The following is a 24843-nucleotide window of genomic DNA, read 5'->3' as shown; positions in this document are numbered from 1 at the left end:
GTTTTCTTTTGGTGCCTTTTTGCCTGTTTGCAGCAAATTCTTCCGTTTAGCGCCTGTTTTTCAGAAAATAGCCCCTAAACGGCAACGCCGAACAGTAGTTAGCCGTCAAGCAACTATTCTGTTTTTTGGTATCTTTGGAAGATTATGAAGGAACCTGCATTTACTCTGGAGGGAAGACCTGTGCACGTGGTGGAGACCAGTGAGGCGCTGCAACAAGCTGTTTCCCATTTAAGCCAGCAGCCCGAATTAGCTTTGGACTTGGAATTTGACCAGCACCATTATACCTATGGGTTTACGCTGTGCCTCATCCAGATCTCAGACGGACACACCTGCTTTATCATAGACCCTTTTCCCATAGACGACCTGCAACCCCTGTGGGATGTGCTGGAAAATCCTGGCATCACCAAGATCTTCCACCATGCTAACAATGACCTGATGCTGCTCAGCATGTTGGGGTGCCAGGTAAGGTCTCTGGTAGACACGGCCGTAGCCGCTAAGATTCTCAACTACGCCAAAGCCGCCCTGGGCACTTTGCTGGAAGAAGAACTGGGCCTGCGCCTGGACAAGTCTCAGCAGATGAGCAACTGGAACCAGCGCCCCCTGTCTAGGCGGCAACTGGAGTATGCTGCCCAAGATGTTCTGTACCTGCACGAGCTTAAGAACACCATGGTTTCTAAGATACAGGAACTGGGCCGCCTGCACTGGCTGCAGGAAGAAGACCAGTTGCTGGAGGCCATTACCTATACAGAGCAGGAAGACCCACATTTAAAGATCAAGTTTCCGCAGCGGCTTACTTTTCTGCAGCAGTTCGTGCTAAAGCCCGTCTATGACTTTAGAGACCAACTGGCGCAGAAATGGAACATACCGGCCGGGCAGGTGATCAATACCAATGCTTTGATGCAACTTCTCAATGACCCGGAGCAAAGCGTTAATGAGTGGCTGCACCACACCAAAGGCATTAACGGGCGGCTACAGCAAGATCGTTATGCAGAGCAGCTAGAGCGTATTGTCAATGGCTCGCTGAAAGAAGCGAAGAAGCGCCAGATCCCAAACCGGCTGCCGCCCAACCCGTTTCCACCCCGGCTGAAAACCCCGGAGACCGAAGCCCGGCGGGAACAGCTCTGTATTGTGCAAAGAGAGTTGATAGAACGCTATGGCGCTTATGCCACTCCCATGCTGCTGGACCAAAGCATTATTACTCACTACAGCCAAACTGGCGAGGTGGTTATCTCCAAGAAATATGCCCGGGAGATTGTACTGGCCACCGCCCAGGAACTACAGGTAACCCTGTAAGGTTATGCTGTCACACAGAAACAGAAATCACATTTAAAATGCCTAAGAAAAGTCTTGAGTTCGGGTTGTACTCGTGGTTTCCGGGGTATGGCTACGCGCATATCCATCCGGCTAACCGACGGGAGTTCGAACAACTGGAACCCCATAATAAAGTGTTTGAGAAAGTAAGTGAGATCAACGGCTGGCTGCTCCTGCGCTACGCCGATGAAGAGTTTAAAGTGCGCCCAGACCTGTTCACCGCCATCTCCTGGCTGCCCTTCACTTTTGGCGAATGGGTAAAACCGGCTAACCAACCCTCCGGCCCCGTTGCCGAGATTACCGATATCTTCTGGAATGTATCTGAAGACGCCCCGCTCTTCGGTCTTAGGGTAGGGAAACAAAAGCTGGATGGGGTGTACCGGCTAGCGCAATTACAAGCCGCATAAAAAAGCCTTCCTTCATTTCTGAAGGAAGGCTTTTTCTTTATTGCTTCTCTTATAAGGCATCTTTGATTTTATCCATCAATCCGCCCGCTGCGCCGGTCATTTGCTCAACTTGGGCATGTCCTTCAGGAGCAGGTGGCGGCAAAATAGGAATGTCGCCCATTGGCTCACCTGGCACCATCTGGAAAGTACCTTTCCCGTCAATGGAAGGTCCTTCTGCCCAGCGGCCGTATGACTCCTGGTCTTTGTAAATGTTAGTGGTAACAAACGAGTAGTTGAAGCCCTGTACTTCTTCGCTCTGCGGGAAGCTGTTTGGAATTGGAAGTTGCTGCTTAAGGCCTCCTAGCTCCTCAATCACGGCTAGCCATTGGTTTTGGTGCATGGCATCACGGGCTATCAGGAAGGCCAGCATGTCTTTCATACCAGGGTCATCGGTGGCTTCCCACAGGCGGGTAGCCAACACACGGCCACTGGCCTCTGCATGCACGTTTGCCATCATGTCTGCGGCAATGTTACCCGTGGCTATTACCCAAGATCCATTGAACGGCACACCATTACTGTCTGAAGGCATGGCTGCCAAACCAGTAGAGAGGAAGTGACGCGGGTCCATACCACCCATAATGGCGCCCACCAAAGGGTTTTTGCCAACAATTTCATCTTTTAAGGAATTGGTGGCACCTTCCAGGTTAAGGGCTACCGCGGTGGCCAGCATTTCAATATGGCCAATTTCTTCGGTACCGGTTTCCAGAAGCATGTTTTTATATTTTACTGGGCCTCTGTTTCCCCATGCCTGGAACAGGTACTGCAAACATACCCTGATTTCTCCCTCCACTCCGCCAATGGCTTGTTGCAGCATTTTAGCAAACGCTGGATTGGGTTTATCTACCCTTACCTTATACTGTAATCTACGATCGTGGTAAAACATATTATTTTGTTTGAATGAAACAATAATTTCACTTTCTAAACGATGAAAAATGTTTTCCGGACGATTATCTATTGATAAAAAAATTATTTTTATTCAATAATATATAAACATACTACTAAATATATACTACTCATTATTAACCATTTACAATGAAGTAATTTCTAATTACACATTTTCAGGCTGTAGAATTAATCTAAAAATCAGTATTTATATCACGTCAGCTCTAACTCTGTTTTAAGACTAATGAGGAAGGAAAAATGCAGTAGCAGACGTACTGTGACCTTACAATCCCGCATTAATTACGCCTGCTTCATTAGGGGCATATCCCATAAAATTTGGCGTAAAAATTAGACTATCTGAATCAGAGCTAAGCGCGCATCATCCAAATAGTTACAATTCTATATTTGCCAAACCAGAGGACAGTCTCCTTGTGTTGGCAAATATGCTCTGAGCGTATGGCAAGTCCTTAATCTAATATCTGTATTTACCGTATATCCTTGTCTGTGAACCAAAAACACCACTACTATGAAAAAAGCACCTAAAATATTAGCCGCTATTGTCTTAGCTGTAGCCTTCGGATTTGCTTCCTGTGAGTCAAAAACAGCCCAGAATGTAGAAAACGCAGCAGAATCTGCCGCAGAGGAGATAGAAACAACTGCTGACTCAGCCCTTGCCCCTACAGATACTATCACAGTAGAAGATGAGCCAGTCAAGGATGGAGTGGCAGATAAAGTAGAAAACCAATAAAAGGTTCTTTAGAAATACTTGTATTGAAGCCTGCCTGTAAAGCAAAAGCTTTACAGGCAGGCTTTTTTAATCAGCAAACAGATCTTTAAAATTATTCTATTTTTTTTTGAGATAATGATATAATTAAACAAATAGAATTATATTTGTAGCCCCCCGCTCCTCAACCATAGACAAACCTTGCCTCGTGAAATTAGCTTGTCAAACCTTACCGTATACTAGTGTATATGTAGATGCGGACCTGCATGTAGTGCATATCATATGTGAAGGATATGTACCCAGCTCAGTTTTTAGGCAAACGGTTTTATCTGCATTGGAGATTGTTAAAAATGAGCACTTTAAAGCGGGCATTTACAATGTAAGCAAGCTGAGAAGCCTGCATCCGCACGACCAAGACTGGCTCATAGATGAGATTTTGCCCATTCTCATACATTCATCTATGGCCAAAGTGGCAATCTTGGAATCTACGTTAGGCGCCAGCCAATTGAATTTCAACCATTTAGTCTATACCCTTCACGCATCTTTCCCGTTTGAGTTACAATACTTTGAAGATGTAGACTCTGCCCTTGAATGGGTTTCCAAGCCTTTGGATAAAAACTCTGACGCAGCCTTCTCCTTTGAGAGCAAGGACCTTCCTTTCATTTAACAAACAACTAGGCTTTACCTACGCCATGCTTTTGGCAGGATAAGCGTAGTCTTCCAAATACCTGTACCGCTCACACAGCTTTCCATCTTTGGCAATAGTGGCATTTCCCAAAATGCCTTCTTGGTCATTGTTGAAGAGGTGAGGCAGAACCTTATCAATGATCTGTCGGCCAAAATCCCGTGATGCATTTCTGGGCAATTCGCAGGGCAGGTTATCAACGGCCATTACCGTGATGTTTTCCTCTGAAGAATATGCTTCCTCCAGTTCTCCCGTCCAAGGATTATAATCAAAGGAGGGCTCTGCGATGGAGGTCACCCGCTTGGTACACGGTATTGATCCATTTACATCACAGGTGATATCGGCAATGGTGTTGATCTTAAAATCTGGCCGCTGCATGTCTTCTTGCGTGAACAAGACCGGCGCAGACGGGTTCCAGTAGGCGCAGGCCATGAGCAGATCAGTTACTTTGGAGAATTTATGGAAGGTAGATTTATACAGGTGCGGGTTCTGGTAGAAGTCATGGGAGTCCCACACTTCTACATCTGGCCGCACATGGTAATGGGAAGAGCGCAACTGGGTAAACACCGGCTCCGCAAACTCTTTATATAAGTAGTCAAACACACTCACCTGCTTCAGGCCCATTCTGGCAAGAACTTCCAATGCCCCCTGGGTTACCCTTCCGCCGCCGGTTACGGCAATTTTGATGTTTGGCAACGTCTTCACCTTAAAGAACTCCTCCAGCATGTCTTCCATGTCCTGGCACTGGTGGGCTGGCTTGAGGTGGTAAAGGTTCCACTTACGGCCATAGGTGAGCAGCCCGTTGTACGCCCCCACAATCCCGGCCCACCGCCCGAAAGCCACCTCCCGCTCACCTTGGGCATTGGTGATGGTCTCATAGTCAACCATGGTAATTTTCTTCTCCAAGATGGCTTGCAGCAACTTCTGGTTATGAGGCTGCTTCTTCACCGTATGCGAAAAGAAAAAGTACGTCTTCTTGGGAATTAGCTGGTCTATGGGCACCTCCTTCACCCCAAACAGCACATCACAGTCACTCAAGTCTTCTGCTAAAGGAATGCCCAACTCCTGGTATTCTGCGTCTGAGAAACACCTGATGGGGCTGGGCTGCACCACTAGCTCTATTTCTGGGTACACCTGTAGCACTTCCTGGCATTTTTTGGGGGTAAGCGGCACGCGCTTATCTACCGGCACCTTTCCTTCGCGCAGCACACCAATTTTTAGCTTTTTCATAGAGGTAAGTCTGGGGCTTAATTCCGTTTAGAGGCTGTTTTTCCTAAAGTAAAGCAAAACTGAATAGGACGTATGCCTTTTTCGCAATTTATTGACGCTCTCTGTCATTAGTTAATATTAACCTTTACTTTTGTTAAATCATTTGCACCAAACGTTTGTTACAGGACAAAAGAAACTTATCTACCTAAATTCCAGCGATAAATGATCTTTAAAACCAAGCCTGCCGATATCTTCAAGGAGCGCCACAACGGCCCCGTAAAAGAACAGATGCAGGAAATGCTGCAGACAATTGGAGCCGCCTCGCTAGATCAACTCATAGACGAGACTGTTCCCCCAGCCATTCGCTTAAAGAAGCCTTTGAATTTGCCTGCCTCGCTTACTGAGCGCGATTTCCTGCGGAAGTTCTCCCAGATTGCCAAGCAGAACAAATTATACAAATCTTACATTGGTTTAGGATACCATGACACCATTCTGCCGCCGGTGATCCAGCGCAATATTCTGGAGAACCCAGGTTGGTACACGGCCTATACCCCTTACCAGGCTGAGATTGCCCAAGGACGTCTGGAAGCCCTCATCAACTACCAGACCCTCATCATTGATCTCACTGGCATGGCCATCGCCAATGCCTCTTTGCTGGACGAGGCCACCGCCGCCGCCGAGGCCATGAACCTCCAGTACTCCCTGCGCAAAGGAGCCCGTAAAAATGCCAGCCGCTACTTTGTATCTGAGCAGGTATTGCCGCAAACCATTGATGTGTTACTTTCCCGTGCCACGCCACTGGGCATTGAATTAGTTATTGGCGATCACCGCGAGGCCAATCTGCAGGATGACACCCTGTTTGGTGCCCTGGTACAATACCCTGCCGCCGACGGAGAAGTGTTTGACTACACTGACTTCATCTCCCAGGCACATGGGCAAGATATTCCGGTAGCCGTGGCCGCTGATTTGCTGAGCTTAACCTTATTGAAATCACCTGGTGAAATGGGTGCCGACGTAGTGGTAGGTTCTTCGCAGCGTTTTGGCGTACCCATGGGTTATGGCGGACCGCACGCCGGTTACTTCGCCACCAAAGATGAGTACAAGCGTTCTATTCCGGGCCGTATCATTGGTCTTTCGCAGGATGCGTTTGGGCAGAAAGCTTACCGCATGGCTCTGCAAACACGTGAGCAGCACATCCGCCGCGAGAAAGCTACGTCCAATATCTGTACTGCACAGGTATTGTTAGCGGTTATGGCCGGTATGTACGCCGTTTACCACGGACCACGCCGCCTGAAATACATTGGCCTCAACATCCATAGCCTCACGCAGATTCTGGCCAAAGGTCTGGAGCGCTTAGGTTTTGAGCAACTGAACGAAAACTATTTTGACACCCTGCAACTGCGGGTAGAGAGTGCTGAACTGCAGCAAGCCATCCGTCAGGAGGCTGAGGCGGCGCAGATCAACTTCCGCTACTTCGGGGACAACAACATTGGCATTTCCCTGAACCAGAACACTGACCTGGACGATGTGAAAGCCATTTTAGCAGTTTTTGCCAAAGTAGCCGGCAAAGCGGAAGCCACGCTGGACCTGGAAGAGATTCCGGCCGAGACGGAGATCACGTGGCCAGAAGCATTGATCCGCACCTCACCGTACCTGCAACACGAAGTCTTTAACAAGTACCACTCAGAAAGCGAAATCCTTCGTTACATGAAGTACCTGGAGAACAAGGACTTTTCATTGACGCATGGCATGATTCCGTTGGGTTCCTGCACCATGAAACTGAACGCCACCGCCGAGATGATTCCGGTGACCTGGCCAGAGATTGGTTCACTCCACCCATTCGCGCCGGCAGACCAAGCCAAAGGCTATGCCCAAATCTTCAATGATCTGGAGGCCTGGTTATGTGAAGTGACTGGTTTTGCCGCTGTTTCTTTGCAGCCTAACTCTGGAGCGCAAGGTGAGTACGCCGGTTTAATGGTGATCAGAGCCTACCATGAAGCCCGCGGCGACCATCACCGTAACATCTCTTTGATTCCGTCCTCGGCGCACGGCACCAACCCTGCCTCTGCGGTAATGGCTGGCATGAAGGTAGTGATTGTGAAATGCGATGAGCGCGGCAATATTGACGTAGCTGATCTTCGCGCTAAAGCTGAACAGTACAAAAACGAACTATCCTGCTTAATGGTGACGTACCCGTCTACCCACGGCGTGTATGAAGAAAGCATTATTGAGATCTGCCAGATCATCCATGAAAACGGCGGCCGTGTGTACATGGACGGTGCCAACATGAACGCTCAGGTAGGCTTGACCTCGCCGGCCAATATTGGCGCCGATGTGTGCCACTTGAACCTGCACAAAACCTTCTGTATTCCGCACGGTGGTGGTGGACCAGGCGTTGGGCCTATTGGCGTAGTAGCTGATCTGGCGCCTTACCTCCCCGGTCACGCGGTAGTAGACCTGGAGCGCCCAGAAGCCATTAACGCGGTATCTGCGGCTCCTTGGGGCAGCGCCAGCATTCTGCCTATCTCCTATGCGTACATTGCCATGATGGGCGGCGAAGGTTTGACCGAAGCCACTAAAATGGCCATCCTGAACGCCAACTACATCAAAGCCCGCCTGGAAGAGCATTACCCTGTGCTGTACGTAGGCTCTAAAGGACGCTGCGCCCATGAGATGATCCTGGATTGCCGTTCCTTCAAGAAAGCAGGTGTAGAGGTAGAAGACATTGCCAAGCGTTTGATGGATTACGGTTTCCACGCGCCAACTGTGTCTTTCCCGGTAGCAGGTACCTTGATGGTAGAGCCCACTGAGAGCGAGAGCAAAGAAGAGCTGGACCGCTTCTGTAATGCCATGATCTCTATTCGGGAGGAAATCCGGGAGGTTGAGGAAGGCAAGGCAGATCAGAAAAACAACCTACTCAAGAACGCCCCGCACCCAGCCCATGTGGCTCTGATGGAAAACTGGACTTTCCCGTACACCCGCGAGAGAGCCGTGTACCCAACCGCCAACACCCGCACTGCCAAATTCTGGCCAACCGTTAGCCGTATTGACAGTGCCTACGGTGACCGCAATCTGGTGTGCAGCTGCGCCCCTATTGAAGCCTATAATGAACAGGGCGAGGAGATGAAAGCCGTTTAAGGCCAAACCTTGCTTTGCTATCAAAAACCGCCTGTGGAGCTTCCGCAGGCGGTTTTTGTTTTAGCTCCTATTTTGAAAAAACAGCCGCTAAACGCACTTCACTTTTCTGAACATATTCTTCCAGAAGGGGTGCTTCACCTATCAAATGGGCATAGTTTTTGCACAATAACTTCCCAAAGAACATCTCCTGCGTATCAAGCCTGCCTCTCATTTCTTTCGTATAGAAGCTGTAAGCCTTAACACGGGCGATTGTTCTTTGATGAATATTTATTTACTAAAACTGTAAAAATCCATGAAATCCTTCAGCAGAATAGCGAAGTTGGTGACGGGGGTAATGATGGGGCTGTTGGTGATAGGTTTTACCGGTTGCGCAACCACTTACAACGTAGTCACAGACTTTGACAAATCCACTAATTTTCAGGCTTACAAAACCTGGCGCTGGTACCAGGACCAGCCGATAGCCAAAGACTCTACCAACCGCAGATACACCACCTTTTTAGACAAACGGGTGAAGAACGCGGTGGAAGCCGAGATGCAGCGCCGGGGCTTCACCAAAGCCGCCGCGTCTGAGAAACCAGACATGTTACTGGCCTATGATTTCACCATAGATAACCAGCAGCGCCTGCACCCCAATTTTATGAGCATACCGTCTATTGGGTATGGTTATTGGTACGGCTACCGCTATGCCTACACGTACAACCGCCTCTACAACGCCAGCACGGTGCAAGATTACCAGGAAGGCACTCTTCTTCTGGATGTGGTAGATGCGAAGTCTAATGAGTTGATCTGGCGCGGAACCAATGCCACCGCCGCCACTGAACGCTCCCTGACCGATGAAAAAGTACAGGCCATTGTTTCCAGCATACTAGCTAAATTCCCGCCTCAGGCGGAGGAAAGAGCTACTGCCCGCCGGTAATCTCAGGAAACCCTAATCATCTAAAGCCTTTTGCTTACGCAAAAGGCTTTTTTTATGGCTATCATCTCATGGTTAGCTTACGGTGAGAGCTTGCTCCCAAACTTACTCTTTTATAAGAAATGCGTTTAGCGGCCGTTTTTGGAAAAAGAGCCGCTAAACGCATTTTCAATTAAGAGTCATTGTTTGATTAAGCTCTTTTCTGTTGTTGGCTATAGGTGACAGCTAAAGCAGAGGAAACAGATATGTTGAGCTTCTTTCGCTTTTAATCAGGTGTTTGACTTTGGACACATGCAGTGCGTTTAGGGGCTCTTTTTCCTAAAACTGCCCTAAAACAAAGAGAGCCACTTCAGCAGTGGCTCTCTCCCCCTTCATGGAAATTTATTTAATCTTGAATTCTGTTCTTCTATTTAATTGGTGTTCGTCTTCGGTGCATTCTACGCCATCGGCGCAGCGGTTCTTCAGCATGGTCTCCCCGTAGCCGCGCCAGGTGAGTCGGTTACGCGCAATTCCTTTGCTTACCAAATACTCTACCGCAGACTGGGCTCTGCGCTCAGAAAGTACCTGATTGTAGCCGTGGCCTTCGCGGCTGTCTGTGTGGGCGCTCAGCTCAATCTTGATGCTGGGGTTGTCTTTGAGGGTTCTCACCAGCTTGTCTAACTCAGTAGCGGCATCTGGCCTGATGTTCCATTTGTCAAGGTCATAGTAGATGTTCTCCAGCGCTATGCTCTGCTCTTTCTGGCTCTTGTCAAAGATGAGCGTTACACGGGTAGTGTCGGCTAGTTTCACGGTGTCTATGGCCACCAGGGCAGACTGAGTCAGGTACCCGAACTTCTCCCCAATCAGGTCATAGCTGTTGCCTTTCATCACCCCAAATTTGTATTCGCCGTTGCGGTCAGAGAAAGCGACGGTAGAATCCTGGGTGTTCTGAGGCGTGAGCTTCAGCCGGACATCGGCTAACGGTTGGTTAATGCTGCGTTTACCCTTTACCTGCACCCGCTCCAACGTGGTCACGTGCAGGATGGCGTTGCTCAACAGTTTGAAGGAGTAGATGTCATCTGTGCCGTTGTTGCTGTCGCGGTTAGAAGACAGGTACCCCACCTGCGCGTTGGCTGCTCCCCGCATGAACACCATCCCGAAATCGTCTTTGGGTGAGTTCACGGGTGCCCGAAGGTTTTCGGGTCTGCTCCAATTGGCTCGGTTTCCTTTGGCCTTGAACACATCTAAACCACCAAACCCCGGATGGGTGTCTGAGGAGAAGTAAAGGTTACCGGCCTGGTCAAACGCCGGGAACATCTCTTTTCCCGCGGTATTGATGGTGCTTCCCGCATTAACGGGTTGCCCCCAGGAACCGTCTGGCTGAAGTTCTGAATAATAGATATCCGTCTCGCCCAGGCCGCCGGGTTTATCAGACACAAAATACAACACCTGTCCGTCTGGTGACAGCGCCGGATGCCCCACGCTGTATTCCTCCACTTTATTATGAGCGAAAGGCTTCACGTCTGCCCAGGTAGAACCCTCGCGGCGGGCGGTGAAAATTTCCAGTCGGTTGACGTAGTTGTTGGAAAGCGGTTTCTGCACCCAGCTGGTAGGGTCTGTGTTCACGTTCTCCTGCTTTTTCTTCACCATTTTGGTGCGGGTGAAAAACAACGTGGTGTTGGCTGAATCCAGCACCGCCGGTCCGTCATGGTACGCGGAGTTGAGGGTAGCGCTGGCCAGGGTAGGCATTTGCCAGGTACTGTCCTGGTTGCGCTGGGCATAGAAGATCTGCAGGTATGGCCGGCCGGTCCAACCGTAGGTGCCTGCCTCAGAATCTTTTCCGTTCGTACTGCCGCCCCGGTCTGAGGTAAACAGGATGCCGTTGTCATACACGGTAGGGCTAAAGTCTGCGTTACCTGAGTTGATCTGTACCTCATTGACCACAATAGCCGTAGGCGGCTCTTCCAACAGTTTGAGGGCGGCGTCAGAAGCCTGGGCTTTGGCATTGGCTTTGGCGGCCTCGGCGGGAACCTTCATGGCATAGTTCTGGTACTGAGTTTTGGCCTCAAAATACTTGCCGTTGCTCCGGAGCGCCTCCGCATAATAGTACGTGTTGATGGGATCGGCCTCGGGCATGGCCACCACTTTGGCGTACCATTGCTCCGCCTCCGCGGTACGTCCCGTCAGGCGGTAGGCATCTGCCAACCGTTGAGCCCCTTCCAAGCCAGGTTCCTTCTTTGCGAACACCTCCTGGTATTCCTCAATGGCCAGTGCGTAATCATAATTCTCGTAAAGCCGATCTGCTTTGTGCGTGGTCTGGCAGCCCGTGAAAGCCAACCCGCCAGCAAGAAGAGAAAGTAAAACTGATCTGTATATTTTCAACATAAAAGCGTCTGGTTAAAATTAGAAATACCGGGGGGTTACCATTTTGGTCTGTTCCTTTTTAAGGAAGCTGTAGCCAACAGATATTTCATGGGTACTCAAATCATTCAGGTTGCCATGCAAGGTGAAATCATGGGCATAGCCCACCCGCAGCCGCTTGGTCACATACAGCTCGGCCATGGCCACCAGTGCATCTTTGGAGCTTAATCCCTTGCCTTCGAAATCATTCTTGAAGATGTTCATGGCGGTGCGGTAGCTGCCCCCTAACCAAATGCGCTCACCAAACAGGAAGAAAACATTGAAATCTACGTTGGTAGGGCCGTCAAAATTCTCTTTGAGCATGATGCTGGGCTTCACCTTTATGTTATGGCTGATGTCTGCCACATATCCCACGTTCAGGAAGTAGTGCCGCTCCGGATCATAATTGATGTCTTTGTCAATACCAATCAGATCTGTAACCGAAACACCGGCGTAGAAACGCTCTGTATGGAAGAAAATACCCGCTTTGAGACTGGGGCTCCAGGTGGTTTCTTTCTGGGCCGCTACCACGGCGGGGTCTTCCATATCATTACCGGTGATCAACTTCTTACCGTCTACCGCAAAATGGGATACACCTGCCGCCAAACCCAAGGACAAAACTCCGGTCTCACTCACCGGCAGTTTCACGGCGGCGTCTACCTCAATGTTCTTGCGGTTCTGAGCAAAGATTTCATCGCGGGAGGCATGGAAGCCTAACCCTAGCCGTTTGTTTCTGGTTAACCCGTCTATGCTGAAGGTTTGGGTATTAGGCGCACCGTCTAACCCTGCCCATTGAGTGCGGTGGAACGCATTGAGGGTAAGTGTTTCTTTGCTGCCCGCATAGGCGGGGTTAATCACTAGCTGGTTAAAGATATATTGGGAGAATTGGGCTCTATGCTGTGCCCAGGCGCTGCCCGTGAACAGCACCGCCGTGAGTATGATTAAAATTCTTTTCATTTCTACTTGAGATTAGGGTATTAAAACCTGCCTTAGCGAACTACCTGTACCATTCCTCTGAACACCTGCTCTTTGCCATCGCAGCCTCTCACGCGCAGCACATACACATAGGTACCTTCTTCCAGGCCTGTAGCGCGCCAGTCGTTCTTATAGCCTTTGGTTTTGTAGATCTCGTTGCCCCAACGGTTGTAGAGCGCCAGGTCATTGTCTGGGAAGTTGAGGAGGTTTTTGATTACCCAAGTGTCATTGATATTGTCGCCGTTAGGGCTGAACACGGTAGGGATTACTATCTCACTACCCGCCGCCGAAGCGTTTACTTCTACAGAGGCGGCACTGCTTGGGCAAGCGGCGCCAACTGTATTGCCAGCTGTTACCGTTAGAGTTCCTGTCGCGTTTGCGTTGCTAGATTTCAGGGTCACGCTAGTACCGGTGGCGGTTGTACTGTTGTCTGCAAAGGTGAAGCCTGCGGGCGCGGTCCAAGTGTACACCAAACCAGCAGTTGGATTAGAGATTGAATAAGTTAAGCCAGTACATGGCCCGCTGTTGTCTATGACAACCGGCATAGCAGGTGCAGCACCCGGTGTTACCTCCTGCGTAGAAGCGGTGGCGGTTCCACAGGCGTTAGTGGCTACCACTGTTACTTTACCTGTTCCGGTACCGGCTTTCACCTGTACTTGGGTACCGGTGGCCGCACCTATCACTTCCCAGCCCGTTCCGGTAACACTCCAGGTGTAGGTAATCCCCGCAACTGGCTGCTCCACACGGTACTGGTATGTAGTACCCGAACACAATGCACTAACTTGTGGCGCTGCAATAACCGGTACTGTAGGCGTGGCTCCCACTACCAGTTCAACCGGGAAAGCCCGACTGTTCTGGCAATTGCCCGGCACAACGGCAATTACGGTAATAGTATAAGTCCCTGGGGCAGTTGTAGCGCCCGCTTTGACGGTAAAGCCCGACAGCGTTTGCGACTCTACGCTCAGCCCGCTGTTAGCAGGCACCTCAATGGCTAGACGTGTTACTCCGGTAGACACATTGCTCACGGTGTAGCTAGCAGAACCATTAGCGCACACTTCCCCTACTCCTACCACATTTGGTCTGGCGGGACGCACACAAATGGTTACGTCACTGGAGCTACCTCCCCCACCAATGACAGCCACGTTGGTTATTTCCCCAAGGGCAGTGGTTTTAGCTGTAATGCGTAGAGTGGCGGTCTGGTTGGCTGGCAAGGCCCCAATGGTCCAGATGCCAGTGGTGGCGTTATATGTGCCTCTGTCAGCCTCTGCCGGTGGCACCAACGTTAAGCCGGCCGGCAACTTGTCTTCTACCGTTACACTGCTGGCATCTTCTGGCCCTCTATTGGTTACTCTAATGGTGTATACCACATTATCTCCTAAAGTGACGGTAGAACTATTTGCCGTTTTTGAAATCTCTAGGGTTGCGTTCTCCTCCACATCTCCATCATCATTACCGCTCCCGGAAGTGATAGGCTCAGGCAAAGAAATATTATTATTGCTGAGGGTTACGTCACCGGTTGTGGAAAGAATACGGCCTACCAAACTGGTGCCTAAGCTTAATACCGCATTGTTCCGTACCAGAAAGTTACCGCTCAGGTTAGAGGGAGTACCCGTCATTCCTCCGGCACCAATCTGAATATTACCGGTAACCTGAAAGAAGACATTATTGGCGCTGGCGTTAAATACATTGATAACAGACCCTTCTTCTATGATCAAATTGCCGTTAACCTGAACCACAAATACAGAATTGGGATTATTCTGTCCGTCAAACTTCAATCGTCCACTTATACGGGCATCACCGTCAAACTTATAGACGCCTCGGTTCAAAGTGGTACCTCTTACGGCCGCGTTGCTGGAGGAGAAACCTGCTCCTAACGTTTTACCTGTCAGATTCTGGGTAGCAGAGAATTGCCCTAGTTCATTGTACACCCGCACTATGTCAGTTTTGGCATTGGCTGCCACTGTGGTGCCACTTTCCACTTTCCCCACTACTTTACCGGTAGGGAAACCTGTGATGAGAGTACCGGGAGAGGTGCCTAAATCTCCGTATAAAACGCTACTGCCAATACTGGTTACAGCATTGGTACCCAATACAGCAAACTCACGGGCCGCCCCTAAGGAAGGAGGTGTTTGACTTTGGGCATAGGAAGAGAATGTAACAGCAAGAAGCGCTGTCAATAGTTGTAAAATTTTATTCATGAAGTAGAAAGGGAAGTAATGTTGGGACTATTGGATATTCATATATATAGATAGAACTCCTGCATGTACTTCTCTTTTCCACAAAAGTTCAGCTATGTTAAAAAGATGCAATTAAGAGCGTTTGCTTACTCTTCTCTTATTTTACAGAAAGAGCCAATATCAATTGTGCAACTTGAGCCAGCAAACATGGCATAAGTATAAACCCTAAGCTATGGTATAAATACTTAAGCTATTGATTTCCATTCAACAAGAAACACCCAGCCCATTGTATTATATACTTTATCAAGCTACCTCTGGCTAATTTACCCTTCATCTAATTCCTATCTGCATCAACTCTTCCGCATTCTTTTCATTTCCCCAGAAAAATACTACTGCTTTAAAACACGAAGCCCCGCCAATAATTTGGCGGGGCTTCGTGTTTTAAAGCAGTAGTATTTTTGGTTAAACCTATACGTGTACGTGGCGTTCTGCGTGGTAGGAAGATCTCACCAATGGCCCAGATTCTACATACTTCAATCCGCGGCGCAACCCTTCTTCTCTATAGTGGGCGAACAAATCTGGATGAATAAACTCCGCCACTTCCAGGTGCATTTTGGTAGGTTGCAGGTATTGACCCAAGGTAAGGATATCTAAACCATTGGCGGCTAAGTTATCCATGGCTTCGTAGACCTCATCTTTTGTTTCGCCCAAACCCAGCATGATTCCCGTTTTGGTGCGCTTACCATACTCTTTGATGCGTCTGATTTGCTCCAGACTGCGGTCATACTTGGCCTGTGGCCGCACCTGCCGGTAAAGGCTCTTCACTGTTTCCACGTTATGGGAAACTACTTCCTGCCCGGCAGAGATCATCACTTCTAATGCCTCCCAGTTTGCTTTCACATCTGGAATGAGGGTTTCAATGGTAGTCTGAGGAGAAAGCTTTTTGATCTGAACAATAGTCTCGTGCCAAATGCTGGCGCCTCTGTCTTTCAACTCATCACGGTTTACCGAAGTAATTACCGCATGTTTCACGCCCATGAGCTGTATGGCTTCCGCTACGCGGCGGGGTTCATCCAGATCATACTCATTAGGCCGACCGGTAGCCACGGCACAGAAAGAACAGGAACGGGTACATACATTGCCCAGAATCATGAAAGTAGCAGTACCGGCACCCCAGCACTCCCCCATGTTAGGGCAATTCCCGCTTTCGCAGATGGTATGTAATTTATAAGTATCTACCAGTTGTCTGACTTTAGCGTATTCCTTGCCTACTGGCAATTTCACACGCAGCCAGTCTGGCTTACGGGTTTTAGTTTGAGCTTCAGCTGGTTGAATAACCGGCAACGCAATCAATTGATCCATGGTACAAAGGTACTAAGTGAGGAGCGGATAGGCAAAAAACAGCCAAAGGGACAGGATCGTTCAACGGCGGCGACCGTAATATAAAGTCAGGTAAACCGAAAAGAAGGCATTACGGTTGGAAGCATTGGGCATTAGCGTCATGTCGCCGGCAAAGGCTTCTACCAACATCCCTACCTCTATACCCGTCACGCTCTCCATATAGCGGCCATACTCAAAGCTTAAACCCGCTTTCAAGTTAGCCCCTACTCTAAAGCTTGGTTCGCTCAAGCCTTTGAACACACCTGGTGCACCTACAATGAAAAAATTATTTGTATGTACATTAGGATCATACTGCTCTGTATTAATGATGAGTGGCCCAACTAAATACAAGGCACCTTGCTGCTCAATGTAGTTGCTTCTGTCATATTCAATAAAGTACGGAGCCATAATTCCAATAGAGGGACCAGCTGCCACTAATCCGTTTACCTGTACCCCAGACTCAGCAGCTTTCCGAAAAAAAGTATATTCACGCCCGTACTGTGGCCGGAGCACAAACAGATAATTACTCTTTCCATTTATATAAGAAGCCCCTGTATTATAATTCTGAACACGGCTTTCCTTTGGATGCTTTACTTCTACGCCTTCCAACGCCCAGAATTGGTACCATTTACCTCCCATGTGGTACACCTGTTTGATCATGGCACCGCCTAATAACCCACCATTGGAGTTAAAATTGAGCCCATAGGTAAATTCACGGGAATAGCTTTCCTCTTCTTCAGCAGATTGGGCAGAAGCTAGACCAACTGATAGTCCGTAAATACAAACAAGTACAGATAGAAATTTGCGCACAGAGCAAAAGGCTAAGTTTTGTTTAAAAGTAAATAACTTTACAGGCACCTGCAAATCTTAATTATAAGGCAATGAGTTCAATGACACTAACATATTCTGGCCAGTTACGCACCTCGGGAACGCACTTGGCCTCGGGCAATACCATCGTGACAGACGCCCCAGTAGACAATAATGGCCGTGGTGAGGCATACTCTCCCACAGACTTAGTTTGCAGTGCCCTGGGCAGTTGCATGATGACCATCATGGGCATTGTGGCGGAGCGCAACGCCATAGACTTAACCGGAATGAGCATGTCCATCACCAAAAAAATGGCCGCTGAACCACGCCGCATCTCTGAAATAGGGCTAGAGATCATGATGCCGGCCAGAATTTTCACAGACAAGGAAAAAGCCATGCTTGAAAACGCGGCCCGCACTTGCCCTGTTGCCCTTAGTCTTCATCCAGACATTACCCAAGCGGTGTCTTTTTATTACGTTTAGTGCTGATATATAACGTAATAAATAATTGTTTAGATATAAAAAATCCCGCTATAGGTACTCTATTTTAAGACAAAGTACCTACAGCGGGATTTTTTATATCTTGTCTCTTAAGAAGCGATTTTCTTCACTTCCTGTAGATTGATGCCTAAGTGAGAGCCATGGTACTGGCATTGCCCGTCTTTGATGAGCAATAACTGAGGCGACTCATGCCGCACATTAAAGGATTGGGCAATTTCATTGGAGACCGGGCGGTAGCTTAACAGGTCCAGATAATAAGGTTTTACCGCATTCAGCCCTGCATCATCCCACTGGCGCTCCAGCCGGCTCTTGGCGGTGGCGCTAATGGAGCACTGGGTGCTATGCTTGAAGATGACCACCGGCCGTTCTTTAGACTCTTCTTTAATCTGCTCTATCTGCTCTGCGTTCGTTATAGGGTGCCACTGCATAGTTTCTGCTGGATAATTGTTTCTGAACTCTTTATTTCTTTTTAGCCTTGGCTTGCACGTTCCTTTTAGGGAAAAGCTTAGGTTTGGTTACGGCCGTTCCATCTTCACTGATGGGCATCGCGTTTTTCTTTTTCTGCTTTTTCAGCTTACGGCCGCTTTCGCCATCCCGTAGATTGTACGCACTTATGTTAAGGTGCGATTCATTAAAATCCGTCTCCACCTTTTTGGCGGCCTTGATGCTGTTCCGTACTTCCCGCTTGTGCTGTTTACGGGATACAAATTCCGTTTGGGCAGCAACTGGTTCTACCGTCAATAAAACCAATGCCAAACCTACCAGCATGGGAAGAAAGCGTAATGTCTGTTTCATTTTAGCCCCACTTTCTCCAAAAGGCTCCTTTTCCGTTTTGGGGCAGGAACTTTCACCTTCTTCTTGGTCAATAAGCCATTTTTGTCATACTCCATGTTCCGGCCGCCAATATCGCGGCCTTCATTGGCCTGATCTTCTGGGGTGGGCTCGTTTTTCTTGAACAGACTTACCAAAGGGATTTTCTTTTTACCTGTAACATCTGGGCAGGCAATCCTGTTGGCGCTGCAACCACCTACTAGTATTCCAGTGGCCAGGGCCATGGGAACCAAGAACTGTAACTTCATCATCCTCATCTGTTAAGGTATACGTATTTCAGCCAACAGGGCTGCCTACTTTCTGTTTAGGGGCCGTTTTTAGAAAAACGGCCCCTAAACAGAAAGTAGAGTGTTTTAGAAATTTAGCAAAGCCTCCACCTTTTCCCGCAACCGTTTCACGGGCAAGAACTCCTGCTCCAGCGGCGGCGCGAAAGGCACGGCTGTGTCCAGGCTTCCTACCCGCACCACCGGCCCATCTAGCTGGGTAAAGCAGTTCTCTGAGATCCAGGCGGCAATTTCGGCACCTATACCACCGGTAAGGGTGTCTTCGTGCAGCACAATCACGCGGCCGGTTTTGGCCACCGTCTGCCCTACGGCTTCTTTATCCCAAGGTAAGAGCGAACGTAGGTCTAGAATATCGGCGCTTACGTCTGGCATGGTGTTCAGGAGCTGTTTCGCCCAGTGCACGCCCATCCCGTAGGTCACGATGGAGAAGTCTGTGCCTTCCTGCACCAGCCGGGCCCGGCCTATCTCAATAGTGTAGTAATCATCTGGGATGGCTTCTGTGAGCGACCGGTACAACAGCTTGTGTTCAAAGTACATGACCGGGTTAGGGTCTTCAATGGCGGCGTTGAGCAAACCCTTGGCATCATAGGGGGTAGACGGATACACAATTTTGAGGCCGGGCGTATGGAAAAACCAGGCTTCGTTGCTCTGGGAGTGGAACGGACCGGCCGCCGCGCCCGCACCTGTGGGCATACGCACCACCACATCGGCGTTCTGGCCCCAGCGGTAGTGGCTCTTGGCCAGGTTATTCACAATCTGGCTAAAACCGGCACTCACAAAATCGGCGAACTGCATTTCCACCACAGACTTCTTCTTCCGAATAGACATCCCCAGCCCCACGCCCAGGATGGCAGACTCGCACAGGGGCGTGTTGCGGATGCGCTCCTTCCCGAACTTCTCCACAAACCCTTCGGTTACCTTAAATACCCCACCGTATTCGGCGATGTCTTGCCCCATAATCACCAGCTCTGGGTAGCGCTCCAGGCTTTGGCGCAAGGCGTCTGACACTGCGTCTACAAAGCGGCGCTCTGAGCGGGCGCTGTCGCGGGGCTTAATCACCGTCTGGATGAACGGCTGGTACATATCTGCGAGCTCTTCCTTGGGGTCTGGGGTAGGCATGGGCGTGGCGTGGGCGGTCTCCAGCCCGCGCTCAATCTCTTCCCTTATCTCTTCCCTGATGGCCGCGAGTGATTTAGGCGTGAGCACTTTCTCATCCAGCAGGTATTTCTCAAAGTTCTCTACCGGGTCTTTCTTGCTCCAGCGCTCAAACAGCTCCTGTGGCACGTATTTGGTACCGGAAGCCTCTTCGTGCCCGCGCATTCTAAAGGTCATGGCTTCTATGAGCATGGGGCGTGGGTTCTTCCTGATGCTGTAGGCCGCCTGCCGAACGGTGTCATACACCTCCAGCACATTGTTCCCGTCTATCTGCAGGGCATCTATGCCGTAGGCCGGGCCTTTGTCAATGAAGTACTGGCACTTGAACTGCTCATTGCTGGGCGTAGATAAGCCGTAGCCGTTGTTCTCAATCATGAAAATGACCGGCAGGCTCCACACGGCGGCCACGTTCAGGGCCTCATGGAAATCACCTTCGCTGGCGCCGCCGTCGCCGCTGTAGACCAGGGCCACTTTCTCACGATTGTCCAGCAACTCCGCCAGGGCAATGCCATCGGCTACGGCCAGCTGCGGGCCCAGGTGCGAGATCATGCCCACAATGTGGTGCTCGTTGCTCCCGAAGTGGAAAGACCTGTCACGCCCTTTGGTGAAACCGGTTCTCTTGCCCTGGAACTGAGCAAACAGGCGGTCCAATGGCACATTCCGGCACGTGAACACCCCCAGGTTGCGGTGCAGCGGCAGAATGTATTCATCTTCGTCCAGCGCCAGGGTAGAGCCCACCGAGATTGCCTCCTGCCCAATGCCGGAGAACCACTTGCTCACCTTGCCCTGCCGCAGCAGAATCAGCATTTTCTCTTCAATCATGCGAGGTTTTAAGATACCCCGGTACAAATGCAGCAGATCGTCGTCTGTATAGTCTTTTCGGTTGAATTTCATGGCATTCGCGGTTTCTGCGAATCGTAAATTTACAGCAATCAATGAAGGGGTGAAATACTAGGCTACTTATTTTTACTTTTGCCGTTTAGGGGCTGTTTTCTAAAAAAGAGCCCCTAAACGGAAACGCCACCGGCAGACTGTAACACCGCTTGCCCGGCCGCGTTAGAATACCACGCTCTACAAAGAGCAGTCTCACTTATTGTTACCTATGATCCACTACAAAGAATTCACGCTGGAGAACGGCCTGCGCTGCCTGGTGCACGAAGACCCTACTACGCCCCTGGCGGTCCTGAACGTGCTCTACAACGTTGGCTCACGCGATGAAGACGAACAACATACCGGGTTTGCCCACCTGTTTGAACACCTCATGTTCAGCGGCTCCGTGAACATCCCCAACTATGACGCGCCCCTGCAGCAGGCCGGTGGCGAGAATAACGCTTTCACCTCACCTGACCTCACCAACTACTACCTCACGGTGCCCGCCCAGAACATTGAAACGGGATTTTGGCTGGAGTCTGACCGCATGCTGGATCTGGCGTTCAGTGAAAACGGGCTGGAGGTACAGCGCAAAGTGGTGGTAGAGGAGTTCAAGCAGAATTACCTGAACCAGCCCTACGGCGATGTCTGGCTCAAGCTCCGGCCGCTGGCCTACCATGTACACCCCTACAAATGGGCTACCATTGGCAAAGAAGTAAGTCACATTGAAAACGCAGTGATGGATGATGTGCGGGCTTTCTTCAAGAAACACTACTCCCCGGCCAACGCCATTCTGGTCATCGCCGGCAATATCACTTTTGAGCGCGCCCAGGAACTTACCCAGAAATGGTTCGGGCCCATCCCCGGCGGGGTGAAATATGAGCGCAATCTGCCCGCGGAGCCCCGCCAGACCCAGGCGCGTTTTCAGGAGGTGGAAGCACCGGTGCCCCTGTCTGCGTTGTACAAAGCTTACCACATGCCCGGCCGCACCAGCCCAGAGTATTACGCCGGGGATTTACTGGCCGATGTGCTGGGCCGCGGCGATTCCTCCAGACTGCACCATGAGCTGGTGAAAGAGCAGAAGCTGTTCAACTCCATCTCGGCGTTTGCGACCGGCTCCATGGAACCGGGCCTGCTGGTCATCCAGGGCAAGCTGAACACCGGCGTAGACATACAGGTGGCCAACGCCGCCGTGGAGGCCATTGTGGAGAAAATCCGCGCGGAGCACATCAGTGAGGAAGAACTCCAGAAAGTGAAAAACCAGGCCGAGACCTCCATTGTCTTCTCAGAGATAGAACTCCTGAACCGGGCCATGAACCTGGCCTTCGGGAAACTGATGGGCAACCCCAACCACGTGAACGAAGAAGGGGCGCTGGTACAGGCCGTCACCTCAGAAGACATTTACCGCCAAGCCCAGGAGATCCTTCGGCCAGACAATTGCTCCACGCTGTTCTACAAGGCAGCCCCCGGCAACGAGGCGCAGGAGGAACTGGAAGAAGTTTTAGAAGAAGAATAGCGTTTAGGGGCCGTTTTTCCGAAATTGGCCCCTAAACACACCCTCACCTATGAGTTTACACATAAGAACCGGCTTCGGCTATGACGTGCACCAGTTGCAGGAAGGATTGGATTTCTGGCTGGGCGGCATCAAAATTCCCCATACCCACGGTGCATTGGGCCACTCAGACGCAGACGTGCTCATCCACGTGATCTGTGACGCCCTGCTGGGCGCGGCCAACCTGCGCGACATCGGGTTCCATTTCTCAGACAAAGACCCTAAGTACAAGGGTATAGACAGCAAGATCCTGCTGCGCGCGGTCCTAGAACTCCTGCGCGGCAAAGGCTACAAAGTGGGCAATATTGACAGCACCATCTGCCTGCAGGAACCCAAAGTAAACCCGCACATCCCGGCCATGAAAACCTGCCTGGCCGAAGTAATGGGCATCTCTGAGGAAGAAATCTCCATCAAAGCCACCACCACGGAGCACCTGGGTTTTGTGGGCAAGAAGGAGGGCGTGGCGGCATTTGCCACCGTGCTCATCTACCGGCCAACCGCTTAAGCTAAGCTTTTGCGTTTAGCGGCTCTTTTTCCAAAAAGAGGGCAAAAACAGCTATCATTTGTTAGTTAGGCCAAAATTAGCTAGCATTAACGTCTCATACTGAACAACAAACCATTTTCATGAAAAAGCACCTTTACACGCTGGGCTTGGCCGCCGCTTTCCTGTCGGCTTGCTCAACGTCCCAAACGCCTTCGGCCTCCAACGCGGGCGGAGCTTCCACGGGTAGCGGCACTCCCGCCACTGCCGGGGCAAACGCCGGCAACCCCACCCAATACGCCAACACCATTACCGCCGCAGATCTGGAGAAATACCTGCGCGTTCTGGCCTCAGATTCCTTGGAAGGACGTGAGACCGGCGCACGCGGCCAGAAAATGGCCGCCGAATACATTGCCAATCACTTCAAAGCCAATGGCGTTCCCGGCCCGGTGAAAACCGGCTCCAACCCTTACTACCAGACATTTGACCTGGAGAAAAGCAGCTGGGGCGAAGGCTACGTGACCGTGGGTTCCAAGAAATTCACCATGGGCAAAGACTTTTTCGTGCTGGGTGCCTCGCCGTACCAGAATGAGGAAACCACCCAGGTGGTATTTGCCGGCTACGGCATTGACGATCCCGCTTACTCAGACTACACCAACCTGGACGTAACCGGCAAAGCCGTGGTAGTATTGGCCGGGGAACCTAAGAAAGCCGATGGCAAGTACCTCATCAGCGGCACAGACAAAATGAGCACCTGGTCACAGGATGCCCGCACCAAAGCCGCCGCCGCTACTAAAAAAGGCGCCAAAAGCGTGTTAGTGGTGATGGGTACCTCTGATGCCGAGTTCCAGAAAATGACTGCCCGCTACGCCGGCATGTTAAGCCGTCCTTCTATTGGGTTTGGCACCACTGCCGCCCAGCCCAGAGCAGCTAACATTTACGTGTCGCCGTCCATGGCGGCAGCGCTGTTGAACACCAAGCCCGAGCAGTTTGCTGCTTATGGTGCGTCTGTAGCCAAAGCGGGCAAAGCGGTGGCATCGCCTTACAAAGCGGCTACCAACGTTAAAATCAAGGCCGCGCGCAACAAGCAGCCGCTGCCCACTGAGAACGTGATGGGCTACATTGAGGGCACTGACCTGAAAGACCAACTGATTGTGATCAGTGCGCACTATGACCACGAAGGCATCCAGAACGGCGTGGTGTACAATGGCGCCAATGACGATGGTTCCGGCACGGTAGCCGTATTGGAGCTGGCCCAGGCCTTTGCCCAAGCCAAGAAAAATGGACACGGCCCGCGCCGCAGCATCCTGTTCCTGACCGTAACCGGCGAGGAAAAAGGCCTGTTAGGCTCTGAATACTACACAGATCATCCTATTTTCCCGCTGGAGAACACCGTGGCTGACCTGAACATTGACATGATCGGGCGTCATGACAAGGAGCACGAAGGCAAGCCTGATTACATCTACGTGATTGGTTCTGACAAGCTTTCTTCTGAGCTGCACGCCATCTCTGAGACCGCGAACAAGACCTACACCAACCTGGATCTGGACTACACCTTCAACGACCCCAACGACCCTAACCGTTTCTACTACCGTTCAGACCACTACAACTTCGCGAAGCACAACATTCCAATCGCGTTCTACTTCAACGGCGTGCACGAAGACTACCACCAACCTACCGATGACGTGGAGAAAATAAACTTCCCGTCTGCTGAGAAAGTTACCCGCCTGGTGTTCTACACCGCCTGGGAACTAGCCAACCGCACAGAGCGCATCAAGGTAGACAGCAATAAGAAATAAGCTCCGCTTATTTCAGTCCTGAGTTCTGAGTGCTGAGTTAAAAACAACTCTTGACTCAGGACTCTAGACTCAGGACTACTAAACAAAAAAGGAGAGGCCGTAGCCTCTCCTTTTTTGTTTAGTTTAGGCTTTTTCTCCCGCACAATCCTGATTTAGAAGATTTTCTGTATCTTAACCAAAAAGACAGTAAACAATAACCACCGCCATTGCAGCTTACTATAGAGCAGTGGCAATCTATAGCTTAAAGCATGTTTAAATTTTATAAAAGAATCTATTCAGGAATTAGCATAGTATTTCTTCTGCTCATCTGTGGTCTGTTTCAGGTGAAAGCGCAGCAGAAGGCAG

At 50.3% G+C, this 24843-nt stretch carries 21 protein-coding genes; 10 read left to right on the top strand and 11 right to left on the bottom strand.

Features of this window, described 5'->3' with window-relative positions:
- Nucleotides 1–144 precede the first annotated feature (144 nt).
- Together EFA69_RS04405 and EFA69_RS04400 are read left to right on the top strand one after the other, a co-directional pair.
- Nucleotides 145–1293, top strand: a complete 1149-nt coding sequence (locus EFA69_RS04405) for a ribonuclease D (protein WP_123131867.1) — start codon at nt 145–147, stop codon at nt 1291–1293.
- 38 nt (nt 1294–1331) lie between these two features.
- On the top strand, nt 1332–1718 hold the full coding sequence (locus EFA69_RS04400) for a DUF6960 family protein (protein WP_123131866.1): 387 nt from the start codon (nt 1332–1334) through the stop codon (nt 1716–1718).
- A gap of 49 nt (nt 1719–1767) precedes the next feature.
- Here EFA69_RS04400 and EFA69_RS04395 read toward each other — a convergent pair whose 3' ends face one another.
- The gene (locus EFA69_RS04395; RefSeq protein WP_123131865.1) at nt 1768–2640 is read right to left on the bottom strand and encodes a manganese catalase family protein; all 873 of its coding nucleotides are present in this window, start codon (nt 2638–2640) and stop codon (nt 1768–1770) included.
- Nucleotides 2641–3165: 525 nt separating this feature from the next.
- On the opposite strand from EFA69_RS04395, the gene EFA69_RS04390 reads away from it, so the two are divergent.
- Nucleotides 3166–3387, top strand: coding sequence for a hypothetical protein (locus tag EFA69_RS04390; RefSeq protein ID WP_123131864.1), 222 nt, complete (start codon nt 3166–3168; stop codon nt 3385–3387).
- A gap of 310 nt (nt 3388–3697) precedes the next feature.
- Complete coding sequence (locus EFA69_RS04385) at nt 3698–4030, top strand: hypothetical protein (RefSeq protein WP_123131863.1); 333 nt, start codon at nt 3698–3700, stop codon at nt 4028–4030.
- An 18-nt stretch (nt 4031–4048) separates the two neighbouring features.
- Here EFA69_RS04385 and EFA69_RS04380 read toward each other — a convergent pair whose 3' ends face one another.
- Nucleotides 4049–5278: an NAD(P)-dependent oxidoreductase gene (locus EFA69_RS04380; protein WP_123131862.1), complete on the bottom strand. Its 1230-nt coding sequence runs from the start codon at nt 5276–5278 to the stop codon at nt 4049–4051.
- Between the two features lie 201 nt (nt 5279–5479).
- Here EFA69_RS04380 and gcvP point away from each other — a divergent pair, with 201 nt between their 5' ends.
- Both gcvP and EFA69_RS04370 read left to right on the top strand, forming a co-directional pair.
- The gene (gene gcvP / locus EFA69_RS04375; protein WP_123131861.1) at nt 5480–8395 is read left to right on the top strand and encodes an aminomethyl-transferring glycine dehydrogenase; all 2916 of its coding nucleotides are present in this window, start codon (nt 5480–5482) and stop codon (nt 8393–8395) included.
- Between the two features lie 292 nt (nt 8396–8687).
- Complete coding sequence (locus EFA69_RS04370) at nt 8688–9311, top strand: DUF4136 domain-containing protein (RefSeq protein ID WP_123131860.1); 624 nt, start codon at nt 8688–8690, stop codon at nt 9309–9311.
- Between the two features lie 378 nt (nt 9312–9689).
- Here EFA69_RS04370 and EFA69_RS20650 read toward each other — a convergent pair whose 3' ends face one another.
- From EFA69_RS20650 to EFA69_RS04345, 5 genes are all read right to left on the bottom strand, one after another.
- Entirely contained in the window at nt 9690–11672 is a 1983-nt protein-coding gene (locus EFA69_RS20650) for an OmpA family protein (RefSeq protein ID WP_123131859.1), read from the bottom strand.
- Between the two features lie 18 nt (nt 11673–11690).
- Nucleotides 11691–12644, bottom strand: coding sequence for a PorP/SprF family type IX secretion system membrane protein (locus tag EFA69_RS04360; protein ID WP_123131858.1), 954 nt, complete (start codon nt 12642–12644; stop codon nt 11691–11693).
- A gap of 32 nt (nt 12645–12676) precedes the next feature.
- Nucleotides 12677–14860: an ice-binding family protein gene (locus EFA69_RS04355; protein ID WP_123131857.1), complete on the bottom strand. Its 2184-nt coding sequence runs from the start codon at nt 14858–14860 to the stop codon at nt 12677–12679.
- 447 nt (nt 14861–15307) lie between these two features.
- Nucleotides 15308–16192: a lipoyl synthase gene (gene lipA, locus EFA69_RS04350; RefSeq protein ID WP_123131991.1), complete on the bottom strand. Its 885-nt coding sequence runs from the start codon at nt 16190–16192 to the stop codon at nt 15308–15310.
- Nucleotides 16193–16261: 69 nt separating this feature from the next.
- Nucleotides 16262–17029, bottom strand: coding sequence for a hypothetical protein (locus tag EFA69_RS04345; protein ID WP_245964492.1), 768 nt, complete (start codon nt 17027–17029; stop codon nt 16262–16264).
- Between the two features lie 71 nt (nt 17030–17100).
- Between EFA69_RS04345 and EFA69_RS04340 the strand changes: the two genes are divergently transcribed.
- Entirely contained in the window at nt 17101–17508 is a 408-nt protein-coding gene (locus tag EFA69_RS04340) for an OsmC family protein (protein WP_123131856.1), read from the top strand.
- A 107-nt stretch (nt 17509–17615) separates the two neighbouring features.
- On the opposite strand, the gene ytxJ is transcribed toward EFA69_RS04340, so the two are convergent.
- The 4 genes from ytxJ to EFA69_RS04320 all read right to left on the bottom strand — a co-directional run bounded on the left by ytxJ (nt 17616) and on the right by EFA69_RS04320 (nt 20690).
- The gene (gene ytxJ / locus EFA69_RS04335) at nt 17616–17954 is read right to left on the bottom strand and encodes a bacillithiol system redox-active protein YtxJ (RefSeq protein ID WP_123131855.1); all 339 of its coding nucleotides are present in this window, start codon (nt 17952–17954) and stop codon (nt 17616–17618) included.
- A gap of 31 nt (nt 17955–17985) precedes the next feature.
- Complete coding sequence (locus tag EFA69_RS04330) at nt 17986–18321, bottom strand: hypothetical protein (RefSeq protein ID WP_123131854.1); 336 nt, start codon at nt 18319–18321, stop codon at nt 17986–17988.
- Complete coding sequence (locus EFA69_RS04325) at nt 18318–18608, bottom strand: hypothetical protein (protein ID WP_123131853.1); 291 nt, start codon at nt 18606–18608, stop codon at nt 18318–18320. Before EFA69_RS04325 ends, EFA69_RS04330 begins: the two co-directional genes overlap by 4 nt.
- 102 nt (nt 18609–18710) lie before the next feature.
- Nucleotides 18711–20690: an alpha-ketoacid dehydrogenase subunit alpha/beta gene (locus tag EFA69_RS04320; protein WP_123131852.1), complete on the bottom strand. Its 1980-nt coding sequence runs from the start codon at nt 20688–20690 to the stop codon at nt 18711–18713.
- 208 nt (nt 20691–20898) lie between these two features.
- Here EFA69_RS04320 and EFA69_RS04315 point away from each other — a divergent pair, with 208 nt between their 5' ends.
- The 3 genes from EFA69_RS04315 to EFA69_RS04305 all read left to right on the top strand — a co-directional run bounded on the left by EFA69_RS04315 (nt 20899) and on the right by EFA69_RS04305 (nt 24498).
- Complete coding sequence (locus EFA69_RS04315) at nt 20899–22182, top strand: M16 family metallopeptidase (RefSeq protein WP_123131851.1); 1284 nt, start codon at nt 20899–20901, stop codon at nt 22180–22182.
- Nucleotides 22183–22231: 49 nt separating this feature from the next.
- Entirely contained in the window at nt 22232–22723 is a 492-nt protein-coding gene (ispF, locus tag EFA69_RS04310) for a 2-C-methyl-D-erythritol 2,4-cyclodiphosphate synthase (RefSeq protein WP_123131850.1), read from the top strand.
- A gap of 119 nt (nt 22724–22842) precedes the next feature.
- Nucleotides 22843–24498 (top strand): M28 family peptidase, encoded by a 1656-nt coding sequence (locus EFA69_RS04305; protein WP_123131849.1) that lies wholly within the window; start codon nt 22843–22845, stop codon nt 24496–24498.
- Nucleotides 24499–24843: the final 345 nt, after the last annotated feature.

Origin of the sequence: Rufibacter immobilis (assembly GCF_003721565.1) — a bacterium.
Lineage (GTDB): Bacteria > Bacteroidota > Bacteroidia > Cytophagales > Hymenobacteraceae > Nibribacter > Nibribacter immobilis.
Note: the sequence above shows the minus strand (reverse complement) of the source record. Positions and strands in the feature narration are given on the sequence as shown.

What these genes read in the sequence shown, in the direction of transcription:
- EFA69_RS04405 (WP_123131867.1), top strand. Translation starts at nt 145, where the DNA reads ATGAAGGAACCTGCATTTACTCTGGAGGGAAGACCTGTGCACGTGGTG.
- EFA69_RS04400 (WP_123131866.1), top strand. Translation starts at nt 1,332, where the DNA reads ATGCCTAAGAAAAGTCTTGAGTTCGGGTTGTACTCGTGGTTTCCGGGG.
- EFA69_RS04395 (WP_123131865.1), bottom strand. Translation starts at nt 2,640, where the DNA reads ATGTTTTACCACGATCGTAGATTACAGTATAAGGTAAGGGTAGATAAA.
- EFA69_RS04390 (WP_123131864.1), top strand. Translation starts at nt 3,166, where the DNA reads ATGAAAAAAGCACCTAAAATATTAGCCGCTATTGTCTTAGCTGTAGCC.
- EFA69_RS04380 (WP_123131862.1), bottom strand. Translation starts at nt 5,278, where the DNA reads ATGAAAAAGCTAAAAATTGGTGTGCTGCGCGAAGGAAAGGTGCCGGTA.
- gcvP (WP_123131861.1), top strand. Translation starts at nt 5,480, where the DNA reads ATGATCTTTAAAACCAAGCCTGCCGATATCTTCAAGGAGCGCCACAAC.
- EFA69_RS04370 (WP_123131860.1), top strand. Translation starts at nt 8,688, where the DNA reads ATGAAATCCTTCAGCAGAATAGCGAAGTTGGTGACGGGGGTAATGATG.
- EFA69_RS20650 (WP_123131859.1), bottom strand. Translation starts at nt 11,672, where the DNA reads ATGTTGAAAATATACAGATCAGTTTTACTTTCTCTTCTTGCTGGCGGG.
- EFA69_RS04360 (WP_123131858.1), bottom strand. Translation starts at nt 12,644, where the DNA reads ATGAAAAGAATTTTAATCATACTCACGGCGGTGCTGTTCACGGGCAGC.
- EFA69_RS04355 (WP_123131857.1), bottom strand. Translation starts at nt 14,860, where the DNA reads ATGAATAAAATTTTACAACTATTGACAGCGCTTCTTGCTGTTACATTC.
- EFA69_RS04340 (WP_123131856.1), top strand. Translation starts at nt 17,101, where the DNA reads ATGAGTTCAATGACACTAACATATTCTGGCCAGTTACGCACCTCGGGA.
- ytxJ (WP_123131855.1), bottom strand. Translation starts at nt 17,954, where the DNA reads ATGCAGTGGCACCCTATAACGAACGCAGAGCAGATAGAGCAGATTAAA.
- EFA69_RS04330 (WP_123131854.1), bottom strand. Translation starts at nt 18,321, where the DNA reads ATGAAACAGACATTACGCTTTCTTCCCATGCTGGTAGGTTTGGCATTG.
- EFA69_RS04325 (WP_123131853.1), bottom strand. Translation starts at nt 18,608, where the DNA reads ATGATGAAGTTACAGTTCTTGGTTCCCATGGCCCTGGCCACTGGAATA.
- EFA69_RS04320 (WP_123131852.1), bottom strand. Translation starts at nt 20,690, where the DNA reads ATGAAATTCAACCGAAAAGACTATACAGACGACGATCTGCTGCATTTG.
- EFA69_RS04315 (WP_123131851.1), top strand. Translation starts at nt 20,899, where the DNA reads ATGATCCACTACAAAGAATTCACGCTGGAGAACGGCCTGCGCTGCCTG.
- ispF (WP_123131850.1), top strand. Translation starts at nt 22,232, where the DNA reads ATGAGTTTACACATAAGAACCGGCTTCGGCTATGACGTGCACCAGTTG.
- EFA69_RS04305 (WP_123131849.1), top strand. Translation starts at nt 22,843, where the DNA reads ATGAAAAAGCACCTTTACACGCTGGGCTTGGCCGCCGCTTTCCTGTCG.